Source organism: Brevundimonas aurantiaca (assembly GCF_014199955.1).
In the GTDB taxonomy this organism is placed as follows: Bacteria; Pseudomonadota; Alphaproteobacteria; order Caulobacterales; family Caulobacteraceae; genus Brevundimonas; species Brevundimonas aurantiaca.
The window spans coordinates 59,881-81,905 of sequence record NZ_JACHOQ010000007.1; the positions used below are offsets into that span (position 1 = coordinate 59,881).

The following is a 22,025-nucleotide window of genomic DNA, read 5'->3' on the forward strand; positions in this document are numbered from 1 at the left end:
AGGGGTGTGCCTATTTCCCCCTCAGCCGCTCCACCGCCTCTTCCGCCTGGTCGCGGTGGCGGCGCTTGATGTTGGCGCCCAGGGTGGCGATCAGGGCGGCGATGACCGCCGCGTCGTCGGTGTAGCCTATGCCGGCGAACAGGTCGGGAATGGCGTCCACCGGCATGACGAAATAGGCCAGGGCGGCGAAGATCATTCCCTTGGCCGGAAGAGGGGTCTGGGGATCGCGGGCGGCGTACCAGGCGGCCAGGGCCTGATCCGCGAAGGGGATGCGGGCCGCCGTGCGCTGGATCTTGGGCCAGAAGCCGCGCGTCACCCGCGCCTCATTGACCTTCACCACGGTCGGGACCAGGGCCTTTTTCGGGTCCAGGGCGTCTTCGGGCGAGACGGGTTTGGCTTTGGCGGTCATGGCCGCTAAATCCTCAAACGAAACTCAGGTTCATTACAACATAGGAAAGACCGAGATGAAACTCGACAGCAGCATCGCCGCCGTGGTCACGGGCGGGGCGTCCGGCCTCGGCGAAGGCACGGCCCGCGCCATCGCCGCCACGGGCGCCAAGGTGGCCCTGTTCGATCTGAACGCCGAGAAGGGCGAGGCCATTGCCGCCGAGATCGGCGGCGTCTTCTGCCAGGTGGACGTGACCGACGACGCCTCGGTGGCCGCCGCCTTCGAAAAGGCGCGCGCCGCCCACGGCCAGGAGCGGCTGACCGTCAACTGCGCGGGCATCGCCACCGGCATGAAGACCGTCTCGCGCAAGAAGGACACCGGCGAGATCAAGGCCCACGACATGGCCCAGTTCGAACGCACCGTGCGGGTCAATCTGTTCGGCACCTTCCGCGTCCTGTCGCAGTCGGCGGCGGGCATGGTGACCCTGGAGCCCATGGCGGACGGCGAGCGCGGCCTGATCGTCAACACCGCCTCGGTGGCGGCCCAGGACGGCCAGATCGGCCAGGCGGCCTATTCGGCCTCCAAGGGCGGGGTCTACGCCATGACCCTGCCGATCGCGCGCGACCTGGCCCAGGAAGGGGTGCGCTGCAACACCATCCTGCCCGGCATCATGTGGACGCCGATGATGGCCGGCATGGACCAGAAGATTCAGGACGCCCTGGCCGCCGCCATCCCCTTCCCCAGCCGTCTGGGCACGCCCGCCGACTACGCCTCCCTGGTGCTGGAGCTGGCGCGCAACGTCTATATCAACGGGGAGTGCATCCGCCTGGACGGGGCCATTCGACTGGCGCCGCGCTGACGCGCGGAAGGGCGCTATCGCTCGCCGCGCGGCGGCTCGCTGCTTGAGCGCGGAAGGGCGCTACGCTCGCGACGCTTTCCCGCCTTCGCGGGAATGACGAGGCTCGCTGCTTGAGGGCGAAGGGGCTCCGGCCGCGATCAAAAGGCGGTCTCTCGGCCTCAAGCAGCACGAAGTGCGATAGGCCGAAAAAAAGGGTTGCGGTCCGCCGCAACCCTCCGCTATACGCCCCCTCCTCGACGGGGCGCACACGCGGCGCCTTACGGATTGCGGGCGTAGCTCAGGGGTAGAGCACAACCTTGCCAAGGTTGGGGTCGGGCGTTCGAATCGCCTCGCCCGCTCCATGTCGGGATGCAAAATCAGGGGCCTGTCGTTCTCGGCAGGCCCCGATTTTTTGCCTGAAACCCAGCGATGTCTCAGAGCAGGGCGGCCGCCAGCGTCAGGGCGCCGAGGCCCAGAGACAAGGGTAGCCGCAGCCCCAGCCAACCCTCGGGCGTCAGGCCTAAGGCCTTCAGCCGGACATCGACCAGGACGCTGAGGGCGATGAAGCCGCCCAGCAGGCCCAGCGACAGTCGGAGATCGCTCTCGCCCGCCGCGAGGGGCCAGGCCGCAGCCAGGGCCAGCAGCGACGGAAGCACCGCCACGCTCCAGACCCAGGCCGGGGCCTTGCCGCGCGCGGCCGTCGCCAGGCCCCACCAGACCCCGCCCAGGAAGCTGAAGATCAGGGCGGCGTAACCAAAGGCCAAACCCAGGGCCAGGGGGCGCAGTTCGGCCCCGCCGCCGACCAGCAGGGCGACCGCCGCCGCCTGGGGCAGCAGGCCCGAGAAGCCCAGCAGGCGGGCGAGGGAGGGAAGGCGGGCGGGGGCGTTCGTGTCCATCTCGATCCGGCGTCTGTGCGGGGAGGCAAATCCGATCCCCGGCGCCGGTTCGTATATCACGATCACCGCGCGCCGCGCCTTCCGGAAGCTCTCCTCCCCGATGATCCGACGTTCAGCCCGCCCCGCGCCCTGTTCTGAACCGAGCCGATGAGCCGGCTGGTCGTCTGGCACGACGGGGCCTGCCCCCTGTGCCGCCGCGAGATCGCCCTGATGCGACGGCTGGACCGGCGCGGCGCCATCGAATTCGTCGATGTGGCGGGCGACGGGGATGTCGCCTGCCCGCTGGATCGCGAGACCCTGCTGGCCCGGTTTCATGCGCGCGAGGACGGGCGGATCCTGTCGGGGGCGGCGGCCTTCGCGGCCATGTGGCGGGCCATTCCCCTGTTGCGGCCCCTGGGCCTCGCGGCGCGGTCGCCGGTTGTGCTGGCGGGGCTGGAGGCGGCCTATCGCCTGTTTCTGATGGTGCGGCCCCGACTTCAGGCCCTGGCGCGAAGGGCGGGTTGAGCCATGGCGGTTCTGAGACTGGTGCTGGGCGATCAGCTTTCGGGCGGCCTGACCGCCCTGGAGGGGCTGGATCCCGCCGCGGACACGGTGCTGATGGCCGAGGTGCGCGACGAGGCGACCTATGTCCGCCATCACAAGCAGAAGATCGCCCTGGTCTTCGCCGCCATGCGGAACCACGCCGAACGGCTGAGGGCTCGGGGCGTGCGGGTGCGCTATGTGGCGATCGACGATCCGGACAACAGCGGCTCCATCACGGGCGAACTGGCGCGGGCCCTGGCGGCGGGCGTCTATGACCGCGCCGTCCTGACCGAATGCGGGGAATGGCGCCTGGCCGAACATCTGGCGGCCTTCGCCGAAGGGGCGGGCCTGCCCGTGGAGATCCGCGAGGACCGGCGGTTCATCTGTTCCCACGACCGGTTCCGACGCTGGGCCTCGGGCAAGTCGCAGCTGCGGATGGAGTTCTTCTATCGCGAGATGCGGCGCGCGACCGGTCTGCTGATGGACGGCGATCAGCCGGAGGGCGGGCGCTGGAACTATGACGCCGAGAACCGCAAGAAGGCGCCGCGCGGGGTGAAGCCGCCCCAACGGCTGCGCATCACGCCCAACGCCATAGCCCAGGGGGCCATGGCGGACGTCGCCTGCCTGTTTCCCGATCATTTCGGCGCCCTGCACGACTTCGGCTGGCCGACGACGGCCGAGGAGGCCGAGACGGTTCTGGAGGATTTCCTGGCGAACATCCTGCCCGGCTTCGGCGACTGGCAGGACGCCATGGCGGAGGATCAGCCGTGGATGTGGCACGGGCTGATCTCGACGTCGTTGAACCTGGGCCTGCTTGATCCGGTGGACGTCTGCCGCCGGGCCGAGGCGGTCTATCGCGCCGGACGGGCGCCGTTGAACGCGGTCGAGGGCTTCATCCGCCAGATCCTGGGCTGGCGGGAGTTCGTGCGCGGAATCTACTGGCTGAAGGCGCCCGAATATCGGGCAAGGAACTTCCTGGACGCGGACCGGAATCTGCCCTGGTTCTACTGGTCGGGCGAAACCGACATGGCCTGCGTGGCCGATGTGGTGAAGACGACGCGGGAGAACGCCTACGCCCACCATATCCAGCGGCTGATGGTGACGGGCAATCTGGCCTTGCTGCTGGGCGTGCATCCGGATGCGGTCGACGACTGGTATATGGCCGTCTACGCCGACGCCTATGAGTGGGTGGAGATGCCCAATACACGGGGCATGGCCCTGTTCGCGGACGGCGGGATCGTGGGGTCCAAGCCCTATGCGGCGTCGGGGGCCTATATCGACCGGATGAGCGACTACTGCGGCGGTTGTCGCTATGACGTGAAGAGCAAGAGCGGCGACGCGGCCTGCCCGTTCAACCGGCTGTACTGGGGCTTTCTGGAGCGCAATCGGGGACGGCTGAGGGACAATCCGCGCCTGGCCATGCCCTATCGGACCCTGGACGGTTTTGGGGAGGCGAGGCGGGCGGCCCTGGCGGCGGAAGCCGAGGCGTGTCGCACCCTGCTGGGCGCGACGCCCAGGGATTGAGCGCGAGCTTGGCTGGAACCTCGACGGGAGCTGCGGGATTTGCTTGGCTGTTTCCCCGTTCGAGCCAGAGAGGTCGCCTCCATGATCGCCCTTCGCCGCCCCGCCTCCCGTCTTCCTGTCCGTCTGCTGGCCGCCGCCGTCGCGGCCTCGGCCCTGTCGGCCTGCGCCTATAATGAGGCGCTCGGTCGCAACCAGCTGCTTCTGGTCGACAACGCCGCTCTGGCTCAGCAATCGAACGCCGCCTGGCGCGAGGCGATCAGCAAGCCGGGCGTCCAGACCTCGGGCGCCCAGGTCGATCGCATCCGTCGCGTCGGCAACCGTCTGGTCCAGGCGGCGGGCCTCGGCGACCGGACCTGGGACTATGCGGTCTTCAGCGAGAAGAGCCCGAACGCCTTCGTCCTGCCATCCGGCCAGATCGGCGTGACCGACAGCCTGCTGGCCCTGGTCCAGAACGACGACCAGTTGGCGACCGTGATCGGCCATGAGATCGGCCATGTCGTCGCCAACCACGCCGCCGAGCGGGCGTCGAGCCAGGCGGCGACCTCCATCGGCCTGGCGGCCGTCGGCGGGGCGGCGGGGCGTTACGGCGACGCGGTCAACGCCTATGGCGGTCTGGCGGCCCAGTACGGTCTGCTGCTGCCCTATTCACGGCGCGACGAGCTGGAGGCCGACCGGCTGGGCGTGGACTATATGCAGGCCGCCGGTTTCCGCCCGTCCCAGGCCGTGGCCCTGTGGCGGCTGATGGCGGCCCAGCGTCAGGCCAGCATTCCGCAGTTCGCCTCGACCCACCCGTCGGACGCGACCCGGATCGACCTGCTGCAGCAATATATCGCCGGCAAGGGCTGGAGCTGATCAGACCTTGATGTCAAGATAGGTCCCCGGACGCATGATCCGGGGCGGCTGTCCGTCGGTCGATGGCGAGGGCGGGGTCGGCCGCGTCGGGCTTGCGGCGGGCGTCTGAGGCTGGATCGGAGCAGCCTGGATCGGATTGGCCTGGACCTGGTTCAGGGCCGCGCGGAAGAAGGCGGCCTGGGCGTTGCGCGCCGACGAGGTCTCGCCGCCGGACGGCGGAAGGGTCTGGGGCAAACCTGGACGAATCGCGCTCATAGCCAACCGTTAACGCATCGCGGGGCGACAATCGTTAACAAGATCTCAGGAAAGAAGGTTAATCCCGGCTTAACGGCTGCTTTTTGAAGGCGGGGCGCGGGCCGGCGCCTGCATGGAGGCGACCAGCCGCTCGATGTCGGCGTCGTTCAGCAGGGGGCCGGACTGTTTGGCGGTGATCCGGCCCATGGCGTCCACGGCGAAGGTCTCCGGCACGCCGGATATGCCCAGGTCCAGCCCGGCCCGACCTTCGCGATCGACCAGGACCATGGAATAGGGATCGCCCAGCTCGTCCAGGAAGGCGCGGGTGGCGACCGGCTCGTCCTTATAGGCCACGCCGACGACGGCGATCCCGCGCGCCTTGAGGGCCAGAAGCTTGGGGTGTTCGATCCGGCAGGGGGCGCACCAGGAGGCGAAGACATTGACCAGCATGGGCCGTCCCACCCCGGCGGTCTTCAGGTCCAGATTGCCCGGCCCGGCCGTGTCGCCCTCCAGCATGGGCAGGACGGTCTCGGGGATGGGCTGGCCGAGCAGGGCGTCGGGCTTGAAGGCCGGGTCGCGCTTCAGCGACCAGCCGGCGAACAGGGCGAACAGGGCGACCGCCACGACGAGCGGCAGCAGGGCCAGCCAGCGGTTCATTTTAAGGGCCCTATCGCGCTTTGCGCTGCTTGAGGACGCAGGGAGACAGCCGCGTCTGATGTCGCGCTCTGGTCTTTTTCCAGACGCTCGAGTTCCCGCTTCCATTTGCGCGAGGCGATCACGGCGCGGACCGTCAGGGCGGCCAGGACCAGGGCGCTGACGCCCCAGGCAGGCCAGACGAAGGCGGCGTAGGGCGCCATGTCGAGGTCGAGCATCTTAGGCCTCCAGCGCCTTTCGCGCGCGCAGGGTCAGGACGCGGCGGCGGCGGATCTCGGTGCGGATCGCCGTCAGCCACAGGGCCGCGAACAACACCCCATAGGCCGCCAGCATGGTCAGGAAGGGGGGCAGATAGACGGGATCCAGGCCCGAGGCGCCCGGCGTCAGGAAGCTGGCCGGCTGGTGCAGGGTGTTCCACCAGTCGACCGAGAATTTGACGATGGGCAGGTTGATCAGCCCGACCAGGCCCAGGACGGCGGCGGCGCGGGCGCCCTTCTGCTCGTCGTCGATCGAGGCCCGAAGCGCCATATAGCCGAGATAGAAGAGGAACAGCACCAGGACGCTGGTCAGGCGCGCGTCCCAGACCCACCAGGTTCCCCACATGGGCTGGCCCCACAGCGAGCCGGTGAAAAGAGCCAGGGCGGTGAAGGCGGCGCCGGGCAGGGCGGCGGCCCGGGCGGCGGCGTCGGCCAGGGCGTGGCGGAAGACCAGGGCGAAGAAGCTGGAGACCCCGAGCGCCGCATAGGCCCCCAGGCCCAGGCTGGCGGCGGGCACATGGACGAACATGATCCGCACCGTGTCGCCCTGCTGATAGTCGGCGGGCACGGTGAAGCTGAGCCAGGTTCCAACCGCCAGCAGGACGGCGGCGGCCGTCCACAGCACCGGCGTCAGCGGGCCGGTGAAGCGCATGAACCGCTGCGGATTGGACAGGCCGAACATGGTGTCAGCGATTACGCGGCGGGACGGCGGCGGGCAAGCGGCGTGTCACGGCGTCCCCTAGAGCCTGATCCGTTGAGGAGGAACCGCTTCGCGGTTCCGCTGAAACGGTGAATCAGGCTCCAGATTTAAAGCGAGAGCATGATTCACGCTTCTGTCGGAACCGCGAAGCGGTTCCGTCCGAAACGATCATGCTCTACCCTTGGGCGTTCCTGACCGCCGCCGCCCCGGCGAAGGCGGCGATGACCCCGGCGAACAGGACATAGGCGGTCAGGAAGGCCAGGGCCGGGGCGGGCGACTGGCCGGACGCCGCCCGCTCCAGCGCGCCGGCGCCGAACACCACGGGCGGGATGAACAGGGGCAGGACCACGACGGCGATCAGCAGGCCGCCCCGCTTGGCGCCCAGGGCCAGGGCGGCGCCCAGGGCGCCGGTCAAGGCGAAGCCCGCCCCGCCGATCAGGGCCGACAGGGCGGCCAGGGGCGCCAGAGAAACCGGCAGGCCCAGGGCCAGGGCGGCGACCGGCGCGGTCAGGGCCAGGGGCAGGCCGACGGCGATCCACTGGGCCAGGGCCTTGATCAGAACCACCGATTCCAGCGGCAGATGGCCGATCGCCAACAGGTCCAGCGCCCCGTCCTCCAGGTCCCGTTCGAACAGCCGCTCCAGCGACAGCAGCGAGGCGAGGGCCAGGGCCAGCCAGGCGATCCCGCCCGCCACCGGCGAAAGCGTGCGCGGATCGCCCCCCGCCGCCAGGGGCAGGACGGCGGTCAGGCAGGCGAAGAAGCCGCAGGCCAGAAGCGGGCCGCCCCCGCCGCTCCAGGCCAGGTCCAGCTCCCGTTCCAGCAAGACGCGCGTCGCGCCCCGGAGGCCCGGCGGGCGGGGTTCGGCGTCCACCGGCCGGCTCACGCCAGACCTCCCAGGTCCAGGGTGCGGGCCGGGATGGGCAGGGGGTCGTGGACGGCGGCGAGGATCAGGCCGTCGGCCTCGAGATGACGGCGCATCTGGTCGGCGAAGACGGCGCGCCAGCGGGCGTCCAGCGGGGCCATGGGCTCGTCCAGCAGCCACAGGGCGCGCGGCGATCCGACCAGCCGGCCCATGGCCAGACGACGGCGCTGGCCGGCGGACAGGCGCCGAACCTCAAGGTCCAGCAGGGGCTCAAGGCCGAACGCCTCGACGGCGTGATCGAAGCCGGTCTGGGTGTGGCCCAGCCAGTCGCATTGGAAGCCCAACTCCCGGCGGGCCGTGCGTCCGGTCTTCAGTCCGTCCTGGTGGCCGAGGAAATGCACTTCGCGCCCGCGCGCCAGATGGTCGTCCAGCCGATTGCCGTCGCCGTCGTGAAAGGCGATCTCGCCCGCGTCGGGTCGCAGCAGGCCGGCGACGGTCCGCAGCAGACTGGTCTTGCCCGCCCCGTTGGCGCCGGTCAGCGCCACGGCCTCTCCGGCCTGCAGGCGCAGGTCCAGGCCGGTGAACAACCGCCGTCCGCCGCGCGAGACGGTCAGGTCGGAGAGGGAGAGGGCGTGGATCATTGCGACATTCTCCCTCCCCCGGCGGGGGAGGGTGGTCGCGGAGCGACCGGGTGGGGGCGGCCCGGCGGGGATGGGGAGCGTTTGCAGGGCGTTATTTCGCCTGGCCCTCCCCACCCGGCCTCGCTTCGCTCGGCCACCCTCCCCCGCCGGGGGAGGGAGAGCCAGGCCGCTGTTTTGAGAACCTTTCTCAATGTCCACGTCGGGGGTGTGGACACATGGACGGTGCGATCGAGCGGGTCTATAGGCACGCTTGCCGCAGCAGGCTTTCGCCGCGCGCGCAGGGGCCCTGTGAGCCGCTGCGTCTGCCGCGCGAAGGCGCAACCGGATTGTCGGGCGGCGCTGACCAGAGGAAAACTCTCCATGCCGTCAATCGACAGCTTCAACACCCGCCAGGACCTTTCCGTCGGGCGCAAGAAATACGCCTATTACAGCCTTCCGGCCGCCGAGGAAGCGGGTCTGGCCGGGATTTCCCGCCTGCCGCGCTCGATGAAGGTGCTGCTGGAGAACCTGCTGCGCAACGAGGACGGCGTCTCGGTGACGCAGGACGACCTGAAGGCCATCGCCGCCTGGGTCGAGAACAAGGGCTCGGTCGAGCACGAGATCGCCTTCCGCCCCGCCCGCGTCCTGATGCAGGACTTCACGGGCGTGCCCGCCGTGGTCGATCTGGCCGCCATGCGCGACGCCATGAGCGCCCTGGGCGCCGACGCCGCCAAGATCAACCCGCTGGTGCCGGTCGATCTGGTCATCGACCACTCGGTCATGGTCGACCACTTCGGCACGCCCAAGGCCTTCGGCCAGAACGTCGAGCGCGAATATGAGCGCAACATCGAGCGTTACAACTTCCTGCGCTGGGGTTCGTCGGCCTTCAACAACTTCCGCGTCGTGCCCCCCGGCACCGGCATCTGCCACCAGGTGAACCTGGAGAACCTGGCCCAGACCGTCTGGACCCTGGAAGAGGGCAAGAAGACCGTCGCCTATCCCGACACCGTCGTCGGCACCGACAGCCACACCACCATGATCAACGGCCTGGCCGTTCTGGGCTGGGGCGTCGGCGGCATCGAGGCCGAGGCGGCCATGCTGGGCCAGCCGATCCCGATGCTGATCCCGGAAGTCATCGGCTTCAAACTGACCGGCCGTCTGCCGGAAGGCACGACCGCCACCGACCTGGTGCTGACCGTCACCCAGATGCTGCGCAAGAAGGGCGTGGTCGGCAAGTTCGTCGAATTCTTCGGCGACGCCCTGCCGAACATGACGATCGAAGACCAGGCGACCATCGCCAACATGGCCCCGGAATACGGCGCCACCTGCGGCTTCTTCCCCGTCTCGGCCGCCACCATCGGCTATCTGACCGCCACGGGCCGCGACAAGGCGCGCGTCGCCCTGGTCGAAGCCTACGCCAAGGCGCAAGGCCTGTGGATCGACGAGACCTCGGAAGACCCGGTCTTCACTGACGTGCTGGAGCTGGACCTGGCCACGGTCGTGCCGTCGCTGGCCGGCCCCAAGCGTCCCCAGGACCGCGTCGAACTGACCGCGGCCGCCCCGGCCTTCGAGACCGCCCTGACCGAGGTCTTCAACCGTCCCGCCGACGCTCCGCGCGCGGCCGTCGAGGGTGAAGGCTTCACCGTCGGCGACGGCGATGTGGTGATCGCCGCCATCACCTCCTGCACCAACACCTCCAACCCCTCGGTCCTGATCGCCGCCGGCCTGGTGGCGCGCAAGGCCAACGCCCTGGGCCTGAAGGCCAAGCCCTGGGTCAAGACCTCGCTGGCCCCCGGCTCGCAGGTCGTCACCGACTATCTGACCGACGCCGGCCTGCAGAAGGACCTGGACGCCCTGGGCTTCAACCTGGTCGGCTACGGCTGCACCACCTGCATCGGCAACTCGGGTCCGCTGGACCCGGCGATCTCCAAGGCGATCAACGACAACGCCCTGGTCGCCACCTCGGTCCTGTCGGGCAACCGCAACTTCGAAGGCCGGGTGAACCCCGACGTCCAGGCCAACTATCTGGCCTCGCCGCCTCTGGTCGTCGCCTACGCCATCGCCGGCTCGATGCGGATCGACATCACCAAGGATCCGATCGGTCAGGACAAGAACGGCAATGACGTCTTCCTGAAGGACATCTGGCCCACCACCCAGGAAATCGCCGACATTCAGCGCAAGTCGGTCACCCCGGCCATGTTCGCCAAACGTTACAAGGACGTGTTCAAGGGCGACAAGCACTGGCAGGCGATCAAGGTCGCCGGCGGCCAGACCTATGAGTGGGACGACGCCTCCACCTATGTGGCCAACCCGCCCTATTTCGACGGCCTGTCGATGGAGCTGACCCCGGTTCAGGACGTGGTCGAAGCCCGCGTCCTGGCCATCTTCGGCGACTCGATCACCACCGACCACATCTCCCCGGCCGGTTCGATCAAGAAGACCTCGCCCGCCGGCGTCTATCTGACGAACCACGGCGTCGAGGCGGCCGAGTTCAACAGCTACGGCGCCCGCCGCGGCAACCACGAAGTCATGATGCGCGGCACCTTCGCCAATATCCGCATCAAGAACCGAATCACGCCCGAGATCGAGGGCGGCGTGACCAAACACTTCCCGTCGGGCGACACCATGTCGATCTACGACGCCGCCATGCGGTATCAGTCGGAAGGCCGGCCGCTGGTCGTCTTCGCCGGCAAGGAATACGGCACCGGCTCGTCGCGCGACTGGGCGGCCAAGGGCACCCGCCTCTTGGGCGTTCGCGCCGTCATCGCCGAAAGCTTCGAACGCATCCACCGCTCGAACCTGGTCGGCATGGGCGTGGTGCCGCTGCAGTTCAAACAGGACGGCTGGCAGAAGCTGGGCCTGACCGGCGAGGAGATCGTCACCATCCGCGGCCTGTCCGACGCCAATGTCGGCAAGCTGCGCCCGCGTCAGGATCTGTGGGTCGAGCTGTTCCGCCCGTCGGACGGCAAGATGGCCCGCTTCCCGGTCCGCTGCCGCATCGATAACCAGACCGAGATGGACTATCTGCTGGCCGGCGGCGTCATGCCCTACGTCCTGCGCAACCTCGCGCGCGGCCCGGAAACCGAGGCGCCGATCGCGGCCGAATAGTCGGCGGCGCGCTGAGATAGAAAGAGGGCCGGCGGAGCGATCCGCCGGCCCTTTTTGTTGGGCGCCGTGCCGCGCCGGTTCTGCCTTGACGTCACGCGAACGGACCTCGCCTTACCGGACGGTCGATCCGAAGATTTGAGCACACAGGCCATGCCCGGTACGGGCGCCTGCGTCGCTTTGGTTCGGGGCTCCTGTGTAAAGCACCAGCGGCGCAACCTCGTCGATCCCAATGCGATAGCGGCCCACCACGCGATCATTGTCTGCTGGATCGGTCAACTCGAACGTGGTGACGAGATGGGCGCGATCCGGCTGTTCGATATGCGCTCTGAGGTCGAGTTCGCGATCCCCGGTGGCGCAATGGTTCAACGCCGCTCGCAGATCCTCGCTGAAATGGGGCAGGGGCATGTTGTAAAGGCTGGTCGAGGTTATGTTCATGTTGCGTACGCGCGCCTGGGCGGCGAGGTCGGAAGAAAGAGCGAATTCAGCGCCGCCGGAAATCGCTTTCGGCGTGGCGGCGCAGCCTGCGGCGCCGATAGCTAGCCCAAACATCAGCGCAACCCGATAGGCCGCCATCGCTGTCTCCGTGTGCAACCTCACCATGAAGATGTTGTAGCTCAAGCGCGAATGGCGCGCTACCGGTCTCAATCCAGCTTCAGCGCCTCGGCCAGCAGCCGGGCCTCGGCGGCGCGGCTGGAGCCGGAGCGCCAGGCGACGACGATTTCGCGGTGGGGCGGGACGCCGTCGGCCTGGTTCTCGAAGGGGCGGATGACGACGGACGGGGTGTCGGCTAAGCCCGCCTGGACCGCCATCCTGGGCAGGAAGGAGACGCCGAGCCCTGAGCCGACCATCTGGATCAGGGTGTGCAGGCTGGTGGCGGCGAAGACGTCGTCGCCGCGCGGCGCCTCTATGTCCAGGGCCGCCAGGGCGTGGTCGCGCAGGCAATGGCCGTCCTCCAGCAGGATCAGGTCCTGGGATTTCAGCGAACCGGGACGGATCGGGCCGGGGGCCGCCAGGGCGTGGTCGGCCGGGGCGGCGGCCAGGATCTCGTCGTCGCCGATCCGGGCGTGTTCGATCCCCGGCGCCTCATAGGGCAGGGCGATGACGGCGGCGTCGATCTGACCCGCCTTGAGCGCGGCGATCAGACGCGGCGTCAGATCCTCGCGGATGAAGAGCTTCAGGTTCGGATAGGCCGTCTTCAGCGACGGTAATTTGGCGGGCAGCAGGAAGGGGGCGACGGTCGGGATGACGCCCAGCCGGAACCGCCCCGACAGCGGACGGCCGGCGTTCTGGGCCGCCTCGACCAGATCCTCGGTTCGGGCCAGGACGTCCTCGGCCCGGCGCACGGCCTCGGCGCCGACGGCGGTCATGATGACGGCGCCGCGCGCCCGCTCGACCACGGGTGCGCCCAGGATCCGCTCCAGCTCCTGCACCCCGGCGCTGAGGGCGGGCTGGCTGACGTGGGCGGCCTCGGCGGCGCGGGAGAAACTGCCGTGTTCGGCCAGAAGCTTCAGATACTGGAGTTGGCGCAGGGTGGGGAGCATGGCGCGATACATAGGCTCGGCCTATGCAAAATACAAAGACAATCGATTGGAGTTATTCTCGGCCGCGTGTCCAATATCCCTCACATCACAGGGGCCATTGAGGCGCGCCGCCCGGCGCCGTCTCGAAGCAGAAGGACACGCCGCATGACCACCGAAGCCAAATGCCCCTTTTCGGGCCGTACGACGGAGTCCGTCGCGGGCGGCGGCGTCCAAAACCGCGACTGGTGGCCAGGCCAGCTGCGCGTGGACCTGCTGAACCAGCATTCGTCCCGCTCCAATCCCCTGGGCGAGACGTTCAACTATCGCGAGGCCTTCGCCAAGCTGGACTATGAGGCGCTGAAGGCCGATCTGCGCGCCCTGATGACGGACTCCCAGGACTGGTGGCCGGCCGACTTCGGCCATTACGGGCCCCAGTTCATCCGCATGGCCTGGCACAGCGCCGGCACCTATCGCGTCGGCGACGGCCGGGGCGGCGGCGGACGCGGCCAGCAGAGGTTCGCCCCGCTGAACTCCTGGCCGGACAACGTCAATATCGACAAGTCGCGCCGTCTGCTGTGGCCGATCAAGCAGAAGTACGGCCAGGCCATCTCCTGGGCCGACCTGTTCATTCTGACCGGCAATGTGGCGCTGGAGACCATGGGCTTCCGCACCTTCGGCTTCTCCGGCGGGCGCGAGGACACCTGGGAGCCGGACCAGGACGTCTACTGGGGTCGCGAGACCACCTGGCTGGGCGGCGATGAACGCTATGCGCGCGGCTCGCACGGGGTGGACAAGCCGGCCGACGAGGCGGTTCTGGTCGCCGACGACACGGCCGACGGGGTCCAGCATACGCGCGATCTGGAGAACCCGCTGGCGGCGGTCCAGATGGGCCTGATCTACGTCAACCCGGAAGGCCCGGACGGCAATCCCGATCCGATCGCCGCCGCGCGCGACATCCGCGACACCTTCGCCCGCATGGCGATGAACGACGAGGAGACCGTCGCCCTGATCGCCGGGGGCCACACCTTCGGCAAGACCCACGGCGCCGGCCCGGCTGACCATGTCGGCCCCGAGCCCGAGGCCGACGAACTGGAGGCGCAAGGCTTGGGCTGGACCTCCAGCTACGGCAGCGGCAAGGCCGGCGACGCCATCACCAGCGGCCTGGAAGTCACCTGGACCCAGACCCCGGCCCAGTGGAGCAACTTCTTCTTCGAAAACCTGTTCGGCTTCGAATGGGAGCTGGAGAAGTCGCCGGCCGGCGCCCACCAGTGGGTGGCCAAGGACGCGGGCGAAATCATTCCCGACGCCCATGACCCGTCCAAGAAGCGTCGGCCGACCATGCTGACCACGGACCTGTCGCTGCGGTTCGATCCCGAATACGAGAAGATTTCGCGCCGTTTCCTGAACAATCCCCAGGCTTTCGCCGACGCCTTCGCCCGCGCCTGGTTCAAACTGACCCACCGCGATCTGGGCCCGCGCTCGCGCTACATCGGGCCGGAAGTCCCCAAGGAGGAGCTGGTCTGGCAGGACCCGGTTCCGGCCGTCGACCATCCGCTGATCGACGCCGCCGACGCGGCCGCCCTGAAGACGCAGATTCTGGCCAAGGGTCTGAGCGTGTCCGAACTGGTCGGCGTCGCCTGGGCCTCGGCCTCGACCTTCCGGGGCGGCGACATGCGCGGCGGCGCCAACGGCGCCCGCATCCGCCTGGCGCCGCAGAAGGACTGGGACGTCAACCAGCCTGAACAGCTGGACCGTGTCCTGAAGACCCTGGAGGGCGTCCAGTCCGCCTTCAACCAGGCCCAGATCGGCGGAAAGAAGGTCTCCATGGCCGATCTGATCGTCCTGGCCGGAAACGCCGGGGTCGAGGCGGCGGCGCGCGCGGCAGGCCATGAGACGACCGTCCCCTTCAATCCGGGTCGGACCGACGCCCGCCAGGACCAGACCGACGTCGAATCCTTCGCCTATCTGGAATCGGTGGCCGACGGCTTCCGCAACTATCAGAAGGCCCGCTACAGCGTCCCGGCCGAGGCCCTGCTGATCGACCAGGCCCAGCGCCTGACCCTGACGGCGCCGGAGATGACGGTGCTGATCGGGGGCTTGCGCGCCGTCAACATCAATGTGCGGGGCTCGACCCACGGGGTGCTGACCGAACGGCCCGGCGTCCTGACCAACGACGTCTTCGTCAATCTGCTGGACATGGGGGTGAAGTGGACCCCGACCAGCCCGGCGCGCGACGTCTTCGAAGGCCGTGACCGCCAGACCGGCGCTCTGCGCTGGACCGGGACGCGCGTGGATCTGGTGTTCGGTTCGAACGCCGTGTTGCGGGCCTTAGCCGAGGTCTACGCCGCCGCCGACGCCCAGAAGAAGTTCGTCGAGGACTTCGTGGCGGCCTGGACCAAGGTCATGGAGCTGGACCGGTTCGACCTGCGCGGCTGATCGGGCGCAGAAGCAGAGGCGAAGGGGGCGGGCGTCGCAAGGCGTCCGCCCTTATCCTTGTCTGATGAACTGTCACGCAGCGCCGTTAAACTGGGGCGACAGCAGGGGACGCCGCCATGACCACCATCGTAACGCTTCTGACGCCGGACTATGCGGATTGGGAGACCGCCCTGATCATGGCGGGGGCGCGCAGCCATTATGGGTTTGAGACCCTGTTCGCCTCGCCCGATGGGGAGGAGGTGGTGTCGGCCGGCGGCCTGTTGGTCGTTCCAAATCTCTCGATCGAAGACATCGAGGTGGACGAGATCGACGCCGTCCTGGTGAACGGCGGCTCCATCTGGCGCCAGCCCGGCGCGCCGGACGTCTCCGACCTGTTGCGCCGGGCGCATGAAGCCGGAAAGACGGTGGGCGGCATCTGCGACGGAACCCTGGCCCTGGCGCGCGCGGGCCTGCTGGACGACCGGCCCCATACCGCCAACGGGCCAGACAGCCTCTCCGTCACCGGCTACGGCGGGGCGGCCCATTACCGCGACCAGCCTCACGCCGTTCTGGCCGACCGGGTCGTCACGGCGGCGGGCACGGCGCCGGTCAGCTTCATGGGGGCGGTGCTGGACTCGCTGGGGCTGAAGAGCGCCGAGCTGGACGCCTATCTCAGCCTGTTCGGCGCGGAACACCTCGCCCCGGTCAGCGCAGCCTGATCTCGTACAGCTGGGGCCAGCGCTTGCCGGTGACGAACAGCCGCTTGCCCGCAGCGTCCCAGGCGATGCCGTTCAGGACGTCGTCGTTCGGGTCCAGGCCCGCGTCCTTGGGGACCAGGTCCGTCAGGTCGATGAAGGCCTTCACCACCCCGGTCTCCGGGTCGATGCGGGCGATGCGGTTGTCCTGCCACAGATTGGCGAAGACCTCGCCGTCGATCCATTCCAGCTCATTGATCTGGTCCAGCGGCCGGCCGTCGGCGGTGACGGAGATCCGGCCGGTCTCGGCCAGGGTGTCGGGATCGAGGAAGCGGATCTGATCGGTGCCGTCGCTCATGATCAGTCGGCGTCCGTCGGTGGTCAGCCCCCAACCCTCGCCCGGATAGGAGAAGCCGCCCAGGGGCGAGAAGTCCTCCAGCTTGAAGATGAAGCCGATGTGGTTGCGCCAGGTCAGATTATAGAGCTTGCCGTTCAGGGCGGCCAAACCCTCGCCGAAATAGACGGTGGGCAGGTCGTGGCGGCGCAGGATTTCGCCGTCCTCCAACCGCACCTGGCGCACCGACGACGGATAGAGGCCCGTGCTCTCGTAAAGGGCGCCGGCGTGGAAGAAGAGGCCCTCGGTGAAGGCCGTCCGGTCATGCGGATAGGCGTGCACCACCTGATAGGCCTGGGTCGGAACCTCGGCCCGAACGGGCAGGGTCGCGCCCACCGCCAGCAGCAGGCCGACGATCAGGCCGGCGAAGCGCAGGGGCGGGCGCGGCATGGTCAGGCGCCTTCGGCGGCGGCTTCCGCCTCGGCCTTGCGGGCGCGGGCCTCGGCGCGTTCGGCTTCGGCGCGGGCGGCCTCGGCCTTTTCCTTCTTGGAGGCGGAGCGACGGCCCAGCATGTTCAGGGCCTCGACCCCGGCCGAGAAGGCCATGGCGGCGTAGATATAGCCCTTGGGCACATGATAGCCGAAGCCGTCGGCGATCAGCACCATGCCGATCATCAGCAGGAAGCCCAGGGCCAGCATGACGACGCTGGGGTTGTCGTTGATGAAGTTCGCCAGCGGGTCGGCGGCCAGCAGCATCACCGTCACGGCGACCAGGACGGCGACGACCATGATGGGCAGGTGCTCGGTCATGCCCACGGCGGTCAGGATGGAGTCGATCGAGAAGACCAGGTCCAGCAGGATGATCTGGAAGATGGCCGCCCCGGCGTTGGTGATCATCACGTCCTTCTTGTCCATGACGTCATGGGTGGGCGTGGGATCGACCGTGTGGTGGATCTCCTTGGTGGCTTTCCAGACCAGGAACAGGCCGCCCGCGATCAGGATCAGATCCTTCCACGAGAATTCGTTGCCCGCGACGGTGAAGACCGGCTGAACCAGGCCCACCAGCCAGGCGATGATCGAGAGCAGGGCCAGGCGCATGACCAGGGCCAGGCCGATGCCGATGCGCCGCACCTTCTGGCGCTGATGCTCGGGCAGTTTGTTCGACAGGATCGAGATGAAGATCAGATTGTCGATGCCGAGCACGACCTCCATCACCACCAGGGTCACCAGGGCCGCCCAGGCGGCCGGGTCGGAGAGAAGGGGCAGGATGCTGTCGAGCATGGAATGTCCAGGAGGGGAAAGGCGTCGGCGGGAACAGCTAGGCCCGGCTCAGGTTCCGATCAAGCGCGGGGGTGCGGTGCAATGGTCGCACCCTGGCTCACCGCGCGGCGAAGGTCACATCGACCACCAGGGGGAAGTGGTCCGAGATCACCTGGCCCGAAAAGGAGTCCGTCAGGACGCCGAACCTTTCCACCGCCAGGCGGGGATCGACGAAGACATGGTCGATGGGCGCCCCGTCCGCGGCCTTGGCGAGGTCGAAGCCGTTATAGGTGGTCGAAGGGCCGAAGACGACGGGGCTGACGGTGCGGGCGTCACGCAGGCCGGCCGACACGATCCGGCGATAGGGGGCGCTGTCGGGCCCGGTGTTGAAGTCGCCCAGCAAGACCACGGCCGCCGTTTCGCCCTCGGCGGTCGCAGGCGGCAGGTCCGCAGCCAGGGCGGCGCACTGTTCACGGGCGACCACGCCGACATGGTCGAAATGGGCGTTGCGGACGTCCAGCAGACGACCGTCGGAACGGTCGCGCAGCACCACCCGCGTCAGGGTGCGGGGCAGGGCCGCGTCCCAGCCCTTCGAAGGGCGATCCGGGGTCGGCGAACACCAGAGAGTCTGTTTGCGGACGACCTCGAATCGGTCGCGTCGCCAGAACAGGGTGGTGGTCTCGCCCCCCTCGGCCCCGTCGTCGCGACCCAGGCCGTAGTGGTCGTAGTCCGGCGCTTGTTCGGCCAGATAGGCGACCATGGGAATCAGGGCCTCCTGAACGCCCAGCACGTCCGGGGCGAAGAAGGCGATCTGACGCGCCATGTGCGGGCGCCGTTCGGGCCAGTTCGGCCGATCGTCAGGGGCGTCGTAGCGGATGTTGTAGCTCATCAGCCGGATCGGCTGTGGCTCGGGCGCTGCGAAAGGCTCGGCGCGGGCGGCGGCCGTTCCCGTCAGGACGGTGACGAGAGCGATCATCAGGACGCGGAACTTCATGGCGAATCTCTAAGACGACGAGAAGAAAGACGAATGTCGCACGGGGCTATGACCGAGGTGCGACGCCGGGTGCGGCTTCTTCACCCTTCACGCAATGTTGCGAGCGGCAAAACCCCGTGCTATCAGGCGCCCGGCTTGAAGGGGGCGTATTCACCAATACGGCCTCTGTCGTGCTTTCCGCAAGCATTTCAAGCTTTTGACCGTTGCGACCCTCGCAGTCGGTCGCGACCCTGACACAACGACCTCGGACCCTAATCAGTGGCTGATGATTTCAGAACGACGGAAGTCGGCGATCGCTACGCACAGGCGCTGTTTGATCTGGCGCTGGAAACCGGCCGCCTGGACGCCGTTCGCGCCGACGTCGTCTCGCTGAAGACCGCCTGGACCGAGAGCGCCGATCTGCGCCGCCTGGCGACCTCGCCGGTCATTTCGGCCGACGACCAGGCCAAGGGCCTGACCGCCGTCGCCGCCAAGGCCCGGTTCGAACAGAACACCGTCAACTTCCTGGGCCTGCTGGCCCAGAACGGCCGCGCCCGTGATCTGGCCGCCGTGATCGCCGGTTTCGAGCGCCTTTACGCCAAACACGCCGGGATCGTGGCCGCCGAAGTGGTCTCGGCGCAGCCTCTGGACGCCAAACAGCTGGCCGCGATCAAGACCGCGCTGAACAAGAGCCTGGGCAAGGCGCCGGAACTGACCACGCGGGTCGATCCGGCCATCCTGGGCGGCCTGAAGGTCAAGGTCGGCTCGAAACTGTTCGACGCCTCGCTGAAGACCAAGCTCGACCAGATGAAGTTCGCCCTCAAGCGGGCGTAAGCCCGCTCCCGCCCAACGAATGCGCGCCTGAACGGCGCACCCGCAGAAGACTGAAGAACAGAGAGCCCGTCATGGACATCCGCGCCGCTGAAATCTCGGCCATCCTCAAGTCGCAGATCGCCAACTTCGGCGTCGAAGCCGATGTCTCCGACGTCGGCAGCGTGCTGTCGGTCGGCGACGGCATCGCCCGCATCCACGGTCTGGACAATGTCCAGGCCGGCGAAATGGTCGAGTTCACCAAGGCCGGTGTGAAAGGGATGGCCCTGAACCTGGAACGCGACAACGTCGGCGCCGTGATCTTCGGCGCCGACGCCGCCATCGCCGAGGGCGACGACGTGCGTCGTCTGGGTGAGATCGTGGACGTGCCGGTCGGCAAGGGCCTCTTGGGCCGCGTCGTCAACCCGCTGGGCGAGCCGATCGACGGCAAGGGTCCGATCCAGTTCACCGAGCGCCGCCGCGTCGACGTCAAGGCGCCGGGCATCATTCCCCGCAAGTCGGTCCATGAGCCGATGCAGACCGGCCTGAAGGCCATCGACACCCTGATCCCCGTCGGTCGCGGCCAGCGCGAGCTGATCATCGGCGACCGTCAGGTCGGCAAGACCGCCGTCGCCGTCGACACCATCCTGAACCAGAAGAACGTCAACAAGACCGACGACGAGAGCGCCAAGCTCTACTGCATCTACGTCGCCGTCGGTCAGAAGCGTTCGACCGTCGCCCAGATCGTGAAGACCCTCGAAGAGTCGGGCGCTCTGGAATACACCATCGTCGTCGCCGCCACGGCCTCGGAACCGGCCCCGCTTCAGTTCCTGGCGCCCTTCGCCGGCACCGCCATGGGCGAGTTCTTCCGCGACAACGGCATGCACGCCCTGATCGTCTATGACGACCTGTCCAAACAGGCTGTGGCCTATCGTCAGATGTCGCTGCTGCTGCGCCGTCCGCCGGGCCGCGAAGCCTATCCGGGCGACGTCTTCTACCTGCACAGCCGTCTGCTGGAGCGTTCGGCCAAGCTGAACGAGGACTATGGGTCGGGCTCCATGACCGCCCTGCCGATCATCGAGACCCAGGCCAACGACGTTTCGGCCTATATTCCGACCAACGTCATCTCCATCACCGACGGCCAGATCTTCCTGGAATCCGACCTCTTCTATCAGGGCATCCGTCCGGCCGTGAACGTCGGCATCTCGGTGTCGCGCGTGGGCTCCTCGGCCCAGACCAAGGCGATGAAGAAGGTCGCCGGCACCATCAAGGGCGAACTGGCCCAGTATCGCGAGATGGCCGCCTTCGCCAAGTTCGGCTCGGACCTGGACGCCTCGACGCAGAAGCTTCTGGCCCGCGGCGCCCGACTGACCGAGCTGCTGAAGCAGCCCCAGTATTCGCCCCTGTCGATGGAAGAGCAGGTCGTCTCGGTTTACGCCGGCACGCGCGGCTATATCGACGGCATCGCGGTCAGCGACGTCGGCCGGTTCGAGAAGGAGCTGCTGGCGCGCATCCACGCCAACCACGCCTCGCTGCTGGAAGGCATCCGCACCAAGAAGGATCTGACGGCGGAGCTGGAAGCCGAGCTGAAGGACATCCTGGCCGCCTTCGTCAAGACCTTCGCCTGAGTTCAACCGGATAAGCTGAGAGAGTAGCGCCGGATGGCCAGCCTCAAGGAAATGCGCAATCGGATCGGAAGCGTGAAAGCCACGCAGAAGATCACGAAAGCCATGCAGATGGTCGCCGCGGCCAAGCTGAAACGCGCCCAGGACCAGGCCGAAAGCGCCCGGCCCTATGCGAAGAAGATGGCCTCGGTCATCGCCAACCTGGCCGCCGGCGTCTCGGGCGCCGATGCGCCGCGCTTGCTGGCCGGCACGGGTCAGGACCAGCGTCACCTGATCGTGGTGGCGACGGCGGACAAGGGCCTGGCGGGCGGTTTCTCGACCAATGTCATCCGCGCCGCGCGCGAACGGATCAACAGCCTGATCGCGAACGGTAAGGACGTCCGGATCATCGCGGTCGGCCGCAAGTCGCGCGATCAGCTGTCGCGCCTGTACGGCGACAAGCTGGTCCGCACCTTCGAACTGAGCGAGCACAAGACGGTGGGCCTGCCCTCGGCCCAGCCCATCGCCGAAATGATCGCCACGGCCTTCGAGGACGGTCAGGCCGATGTGGTCACCCTGTTCTACAGCCAGTTCAGGTCGGTCATCTCCCAGGTCCCGACCGCCAAACAGCTGATCCCGGCGGTGGTCGAGGGCCCAGAAACCCAGAATGGGGCGGCCCCGATCGACCTGAACGGCGCGGTCTATGAATACGAGCCCTCGGAAGAGGAAATCCTCGAGACCCTGCTGCCGCGCAACCTGACGACCCAGATCCTGGCCGCCCTCTATGAGAACCAGGCGGGCTTCTTCGGATCGCAGATGGCGGCGATGGACAATGCGACGCGCAACGCCGGCGACCTCATCAACGCCCTGACGCTGCAGTACAACCGCAAGCGCCAAGCCCAGATCACCACCGAGCTGATCGAGATCATCGCCGGCGCCGAAGCCCTCTGATCCCGACCG

The 22,025-nt window shown here is 68.1% G+C and carries 23 protein-coding genes and 1 tRNA gene; 11 read left to right on the forward strand and 13 right to left on the reverse strand.

Going from position 1 to position 22,025, the window contains the following annotated elements; genetic code table 11:
• Positions 1–10: 10 nt before the first annotated feature.
• Entirely contained in the window at positions 11–409 is a 399-nt protein-coding gene (locus GGQ93_RS12855; protein ID WP_152949415.1) for a YkvA family protein, read from the reverse strand.
• A 55-nt stretch (positions 410–464) separates the two neighbouring features.
• Here GGQ93_RS12855 and GGQ93_RS12860 point away from each other — a divergent pair, with 55 nt between their 5' ends.
• Positions 465–1,247: an SDR family NAD(P)-dependent oxidoreductase gene (locus GGQ93_RS12860; protein WP_054764620.1), complete on the forward strand. Its 783-nt coding sequence runs from the start codon at positions 465–467 to the stop codon at positions 1,245–1,247.
• A 266-nt stretch (positions 1,248–1,513) separates the two neighbouring features.
• A tRNA-Gly gene (locus GGQ93_RS12865) sits at positions 1,514–1,588 on the forward strand.
• Positions 1,589–1,660: 72 nt separating this feature from the next.
• On the opposite strand, the gene GGQ93_RS12870 is transcribed toward GGQ93_RS12865, so the two are convergent.
• A complete protein-coding gene (locus tag GGQ93_RS12870) occupies positions 1,661–2,122 on the reverse strand; it encodes a DUF3429 domain-containing protein (RefSeq protein ID WP_183217516.1) in 462 nt (153 codons plus the stop codon).
• A 147-nt stretch (positions 2,123–2,269) separates the two neighbouring features.
• Between GGQ93_RS12870 and GGQ93_RS12875 the strand changes: the two genes are divergently transcribed.
• The 3 genes from GGQ93_RS12875 (at position 2,270) to GGQ93_RS12885 (ending at position 5,020) form a co-directional block, all read left to right on the forward strand.
• Positions 2,270–2,626, forward strand: coding sequence for a thiol-disulfide oxidoreductase DCC family protein (locus GGQ93_RS12875; protein WP_183217518.1), 357 nt, complete (start codon positions 2,270–2,272; stop codon positions 2,624–2,626).
• A 3-nt stretch (positions 2,627–2,629) separates the two neighbouring features.
• Positions 2,630–4,168, forward strand: a complete 1,539-nt coding sequence (locus GGQ93_RS12880; protein WP_183217520.1) for a cryptochrome/photolyase family protein — start codon at positions 2,630–2,632, stop codon at positions 4,166–4,168.
• 81 nt (positions 4,169–4,249) lie between these two features.
• Complete coding sequence (locus GGQ93_RS12885; RefSeq protein WP_054764624.1) at positions 4,250–5,020, forward strand: M48 family metallopeptidase; 771 nt, start codon at positions 4,250–4,252, stop codon at positions 5,018–5,020.
• Here the strand turns inward: GGQ93_RS12885 and GGQ93_RS12890 are convergent, their stop codons facing one another.
• From GGQ93_RS12890 to ccmA, 6 genes are all read right to left on the reverse strand, one after another.
• The gene (locus GGQ93_RS12890; RefSeq protein WP_183217522.1) at positions 5,021–5,275 is read right to left on the reverse strand and encodes a hypothetical protein; all 255 of its coding nucleotides are present in this window, start codon (positions 5,273–5,275) and stop codon (positions 5,021–5,023) included.
• A 69-nt stretch (positions 5,276–5,344) separates the two neighbouring features.
• On the reverse strand, positions 5,345–5,911 hold the full coding sequence (locus GGQ93_RS12895) for a DsbE family thiol:disulfide interchange protein (RefSeq protein WP_183217524.1): 567 nt from the start codon (positions 5,909–5,911) through the stop codon (positions 5,345–5,347).
• Positions 5,908–6,126 (reverse strand): heme exporter protein CcmD, encoded by a 219-nt coding sequence (gene ccmD / locus GGQ93_RS12900; protein WP_182713397.1) that lies wholly within the window; start codon positions 6,124–6,126, stop codon positions 5,908–5,910. Before ccmD ends, GGQ93_RS12895 begins: the two co-directional genes overlap by 4 nt.
• Position 6,127: 1 nt before the next feature.
• Entirely contained in the window at positions 6,128–6,847 is a 720-nt protein-coding gene (locus GGQ93_RS12905) for a heme ABC transporter permease (RefSeq protein WP_183217526.1), read from the reverse strand.
• 193 nt (positions 6,848–7,040) lie between these two features.
• Complete coding sequence (gene ccmB / locus GGQ93_RS12910; RefSeq protein ID WP_183217528.1) at positions 7,041–7,748, reverse strand: heme exporter protein CcmB; 708 nt, start codon at positions 7,746–7,748, stop codon at positions 7,041–7,043.
• On the reverse strand, positions 7,745–8,368 hold the full coding sequence (gene ccmA, locus GGQ93_RS12915) for a heme ABC exporter ATP-binding protein CcmA (RefSeq protein WP_183217530.1): 624 nt from the start codon (positions 8,366–8,368) through the stop codon (positions 7,745–7,747). Before ccmA ends, ccmB begins: the two co-directional genes overlap by 4 nt.
• 360 nt (positions 8,369–8,728) lie before the next feature.
• Here ccmA and acnA point away from each other — a divergent pair, with 360 nt between their 5' ends.
• Positions 8,729–11,455 carry an aconitate hydratase AcnA gene (acnA, locus tag GGQ93_RS12920; RefSeq protein WP_183217532.1) on the forward strand — a complete coding sequence of 909 codons (2,727 nt, stop codon included), beginning with the start codon at positions 8,729–8,731 and terminating at the stop codon, positions 11,453–11,455.
• Between the two features lie 111 nt (positions 11,456–11,566).
• Here the strand turns inward: acnA and GGQ93_RS12925 are convergent, their stop codons facing one another.
• Both GGQ93_RS12925 and GGQ93_RS12930 read right to left on the reverse strand, forming a co-directional pair.
• Positions 11,567–12,028 (reverse strand): hypothetical protein, encoded by a 462-nt coding sequence (locus GGQ93_RS12925; protein WP_183217534.1) that lies wholly within the window; start codon positions 12,026–12,028, stop codon positions 11,567–11,569.
• Positions 12,029–12,096: 68 nt separating this feature from the next.
• A complete protein-coding gene (locus GGQ93_RS12930) occupies positions 12,097–12,996 on the reverse strand; it encodes a hydrogen peroxide-inducible genes activator (protein WP_054766817.1) in 900 nt (299 codons plus the stop codon).
• 144 nt (positions 12,997–13,140) lie between these two features.
• On the opposite strand from GGQ93_RS12930, the gene katG reads away from it, so the two are divergent.
• Both katG and GGQ93_RS12940 read left to right on the forward strand, forming a co-directional pair.
• Positions 13,141–15,411, forward strand: a complete 2,271-nt coding sequence (gene katG, locus GGQ93_RS12935; RefSeq protein ID WP_183217536.1) for a catalase/peroxidase HPI — start codon at positions 13,141–13,143, stop codon at positions 15,409–15,411.
• A gap of 116 nt (positions 15,412–15,527) precedes the next feature.
• Complete coding sequence (locus GGQ93_RS12940; protein ID WP_183217538.1) at positions 15,528–16,109, forward strand: DJ-1/PfpI family protein; 582 nt, start codon at positions 15,528–15,530, stop codon at positions 16,107–16,109.
• On the opposite strand, the gene GGQ93_RS12945 is transcribed toward GGQ93_RS12940, so the two are convergent.
• From GGQ93_RS12945 to GGQ93_RS12955, 3 genes are all read right to left on the reverse strand, one after another.
• Positions 16,096–16,869: a glutaminyl-peptide cyclotransferase gene (locus GGQ93_RS12945; protein ID WP_183217540.1), complete on the reverse strand. Its 774-nt coding sequence runs from the start codon at positions 16,867–16,869 to the stop codon at positions 16,096–16,098. The genes GGQ93_RS12940 and GGQ93_RS12945 overlap by 14 nt on opposite strands.
• A 2-nt stretch (positions 16,870–16,871) precedes the next feature.
• Entirely contained in the window at positions 16,872–17,699 is an 828-nt protein-coding gene (locus GGQ93_RS12950) for a TerC family protein (protein ID WP_082382597.1), read from the reverse strand.
• Between the two features lie 97 nt (positions 17,700–17,796).
• Positions 17,797–18,672: an endonuclease/exonuclease/phosphatase family protein gene (locus tag GGQ93_RS12955; RefSeq protein ID WP_224764361.1), complete on the reverse strand. Its 876-nt coding sequence runs from the start codon at positions 18,670–18,672 to the stop codon at positions 17,797–17,799.
• A gap of 258 nt (positions 18,673–18,930) precedes the next feature.
• On the opposite strand from GGQ93_RS12955, the gene GGQ93_RS12960 reads away from it, so the two are divergent.
• The 3 genes from GGQ93_RS12960 (at position 18,931) to GGQ93_RS12970 (ending at position 22,016) form a co-directional block, all read left to right on the forward strand.
• A complete protein-coding gene (locus tag GGQ93_RS12960) occupies positions 18,931–19,485 on the forward strand; it encodes a F0F1 ATP synthase subunit delta (RefSeq protein WP_054764637.1) in 555 nt (184 codons plus the stop codon).
• Between the two features lie 71 nt (positions 19,486–19,556).
• Positions 19,557–21,089, forward strand: coding sequence for a F0F1 ATP synthase subunit alpha (atpA, locus tag GGQ93_RS12965; protein ID WP_183217542.1), 1,533 nt, complete (start codon positions 19,557–19,559; stop codon positions 21,087–21,089).
• Between the two features lie 33 nt (positions 21,090–21,122).
• Positions 21,123–22,016 (forward strand): F0F1 ATP synthase subunit gamma, encoded by an 894-nt coding sequence (locus GGQ93_RS12970; RefSeq protein WP_183217544.1) that lies wholly within the window; start codon positions 21,123–21,125, stop codon positions 22,014–22,016.
• Positions 22,017–22,025: the final 9 nt, after the last annotated feature.

Excerpts from the sequence above, each read along its gene's own strand:
- GGQ93_RS12855 (WP_152949415.1), bottom strand. The coding sequence starts at position 409 with ATGACCGCCAAAGCCAAACCCGTCTCGCCCGAAGACGCCCTGGACCCG.
- GGQ93_RS12860 (WP_054764620.1), top strand. The coding sequence starts at position 465 with ATGAAACTCGACAGCAGCATCGCCGCCGTGGTCACGGGCGGGGCGTCC.
- GGQ93_RS12870 (WP_183217516.1), bottom strand. The coding sequence starts at position 2,122 with ATGGACACGAACGCCCCCGCCCGCCTTCCCTCCCTCGCCCGCCTGCTG.
- GGQ93_RS12875 (WP_183217518.1), top strand. The coding sequence starts at position 2,270 with ATGAGCCGGCTGGTCGTCTGGCACGACGGGGCCTGCCCCCTGTGCCGC.
- GGQ93_RS12880 (WP_183217520.1), top strand. The coding sequence starts at position 2,630 with ATGGCGGTTCTGAGACTGGTGCTGGGCGATCAGCTTTCGGGCGGCCTG.
- GGQ93_RS12885 (WP_054764624.1), top strand. The coding sequence starts at position 4,250 with ATGATCGCCCTTCGCCGCCCCGCCTCCCGTCTTCCTGTCCGTCTGCTG.
- GGQ93_RS12890 (WP_183217522.1), bottom strand. The coding sequence starts at position 5,275 with ATGAGCGCGATTCGTCCAGGTTTGCCCCAGACCCTTCCGCCGTCCGGC.
- GGQ93_RS12895 (WP_183217524.1), bottom strand. The coding sequence starts at position 5,911 with ATGAACCGCTGGCTGGCCCTGCTGCCGCTCGTCGTGGCGGTCGCCCTG.
- ccmD (WP_182713397.1), bottom strand. The coding sequence starts at position 6,126 with ATGCTCGACCTCGACATGGCGCCCTACGCCGCCTTCGTCTGGCCTGCC.
- GGQ93_RS12905 (WP_183217526.1), bottom strand. The coding sequence starts at position 6,847 with ATGTTCGGCCTGTCCAATCCGCAGCGGTTCATGCGCTTCACCGGCCCG.
- ccmA (WP_183217530.1), bottom strand. The coding sequence starts at position 8,368 with ATGATCCACGCCCTCTCCCTCTCCGACCTGACCGTCTCGCGCGGCGGA.
- acnA (WP_183217532.1), top strand. The coding sequence starts at position 8,729 with ATGCCGTCAATCGACAGCTTCAACACCCGCCAGGACCTTTCCGTCGGG.
- GGQ93_RS12925 (WP_183217534.1), bottom strand. The coding sequence starts at position 12,028 with ATGGCGGCCTATCGGGTTGCGCTGATGTTTGGGCTAGCTATCGGCGCC.
- GGQ93_RS12930 (WP_054766817.1), bottom strand. The coding sequence starts at position 12,996 with ATGCTCCCCACCCTGCGCCAACTCCAGTATCTGAAGCTTCTGGCCGAA.
- katG (WP_183217536.1), top strand. The coding sequence starts at position 13,141 with ATGACCACCGAAGCCAAATGCCCCTTTTCGGGCCGTACGACGGAGTCC.
- GGQ93_RS12940 (WP_183217538.1), top strand. The coding sequence starts at position 15,528 with ATGACCACCATCGTAACGCTTCTGACGCCGGACTATGCGGATTGGGAG.
- GGQ93_RS12945 (WP_183217540.1), bottom strand. The coding sequence starts at position 16,869 with ATGCCGCGCCCGCCCCTGCGCTTCGCCGGCCTGATCGTCGGCCTGCTG.
- GGQ93_RS12950 (WP_082382597.1), bottom strand. The coding sequence starts at position 17,699 with ATGCTCGACAGCATCCTGCCCCTTCTCTCCGACCCGGCCGCCTGGGCG.
- GGQ93_RS12955 (WP_224764361.1), bottom strand. The coding sequence starts at position 18,672 with ATGAAGTTCCGCGTCCTGATGATCGCTCTCGTCACCGTCCTGACGGGA.
- atpA (WP_183217542.1), top strand. The coding sequence starts at position 19,557 with ATGGACATCCGCGCCGCTGAAATCTCGGCCATCCTCAAGTCGCAGATC.
- GGQ93_RS12970 (WP_183217544.1), top strand. The coding sequence starts at position 21,123 with ATGGCCAGCCTCAAGGAAATGCGCAATCGGATCGGAAGCGTGAAAGCC.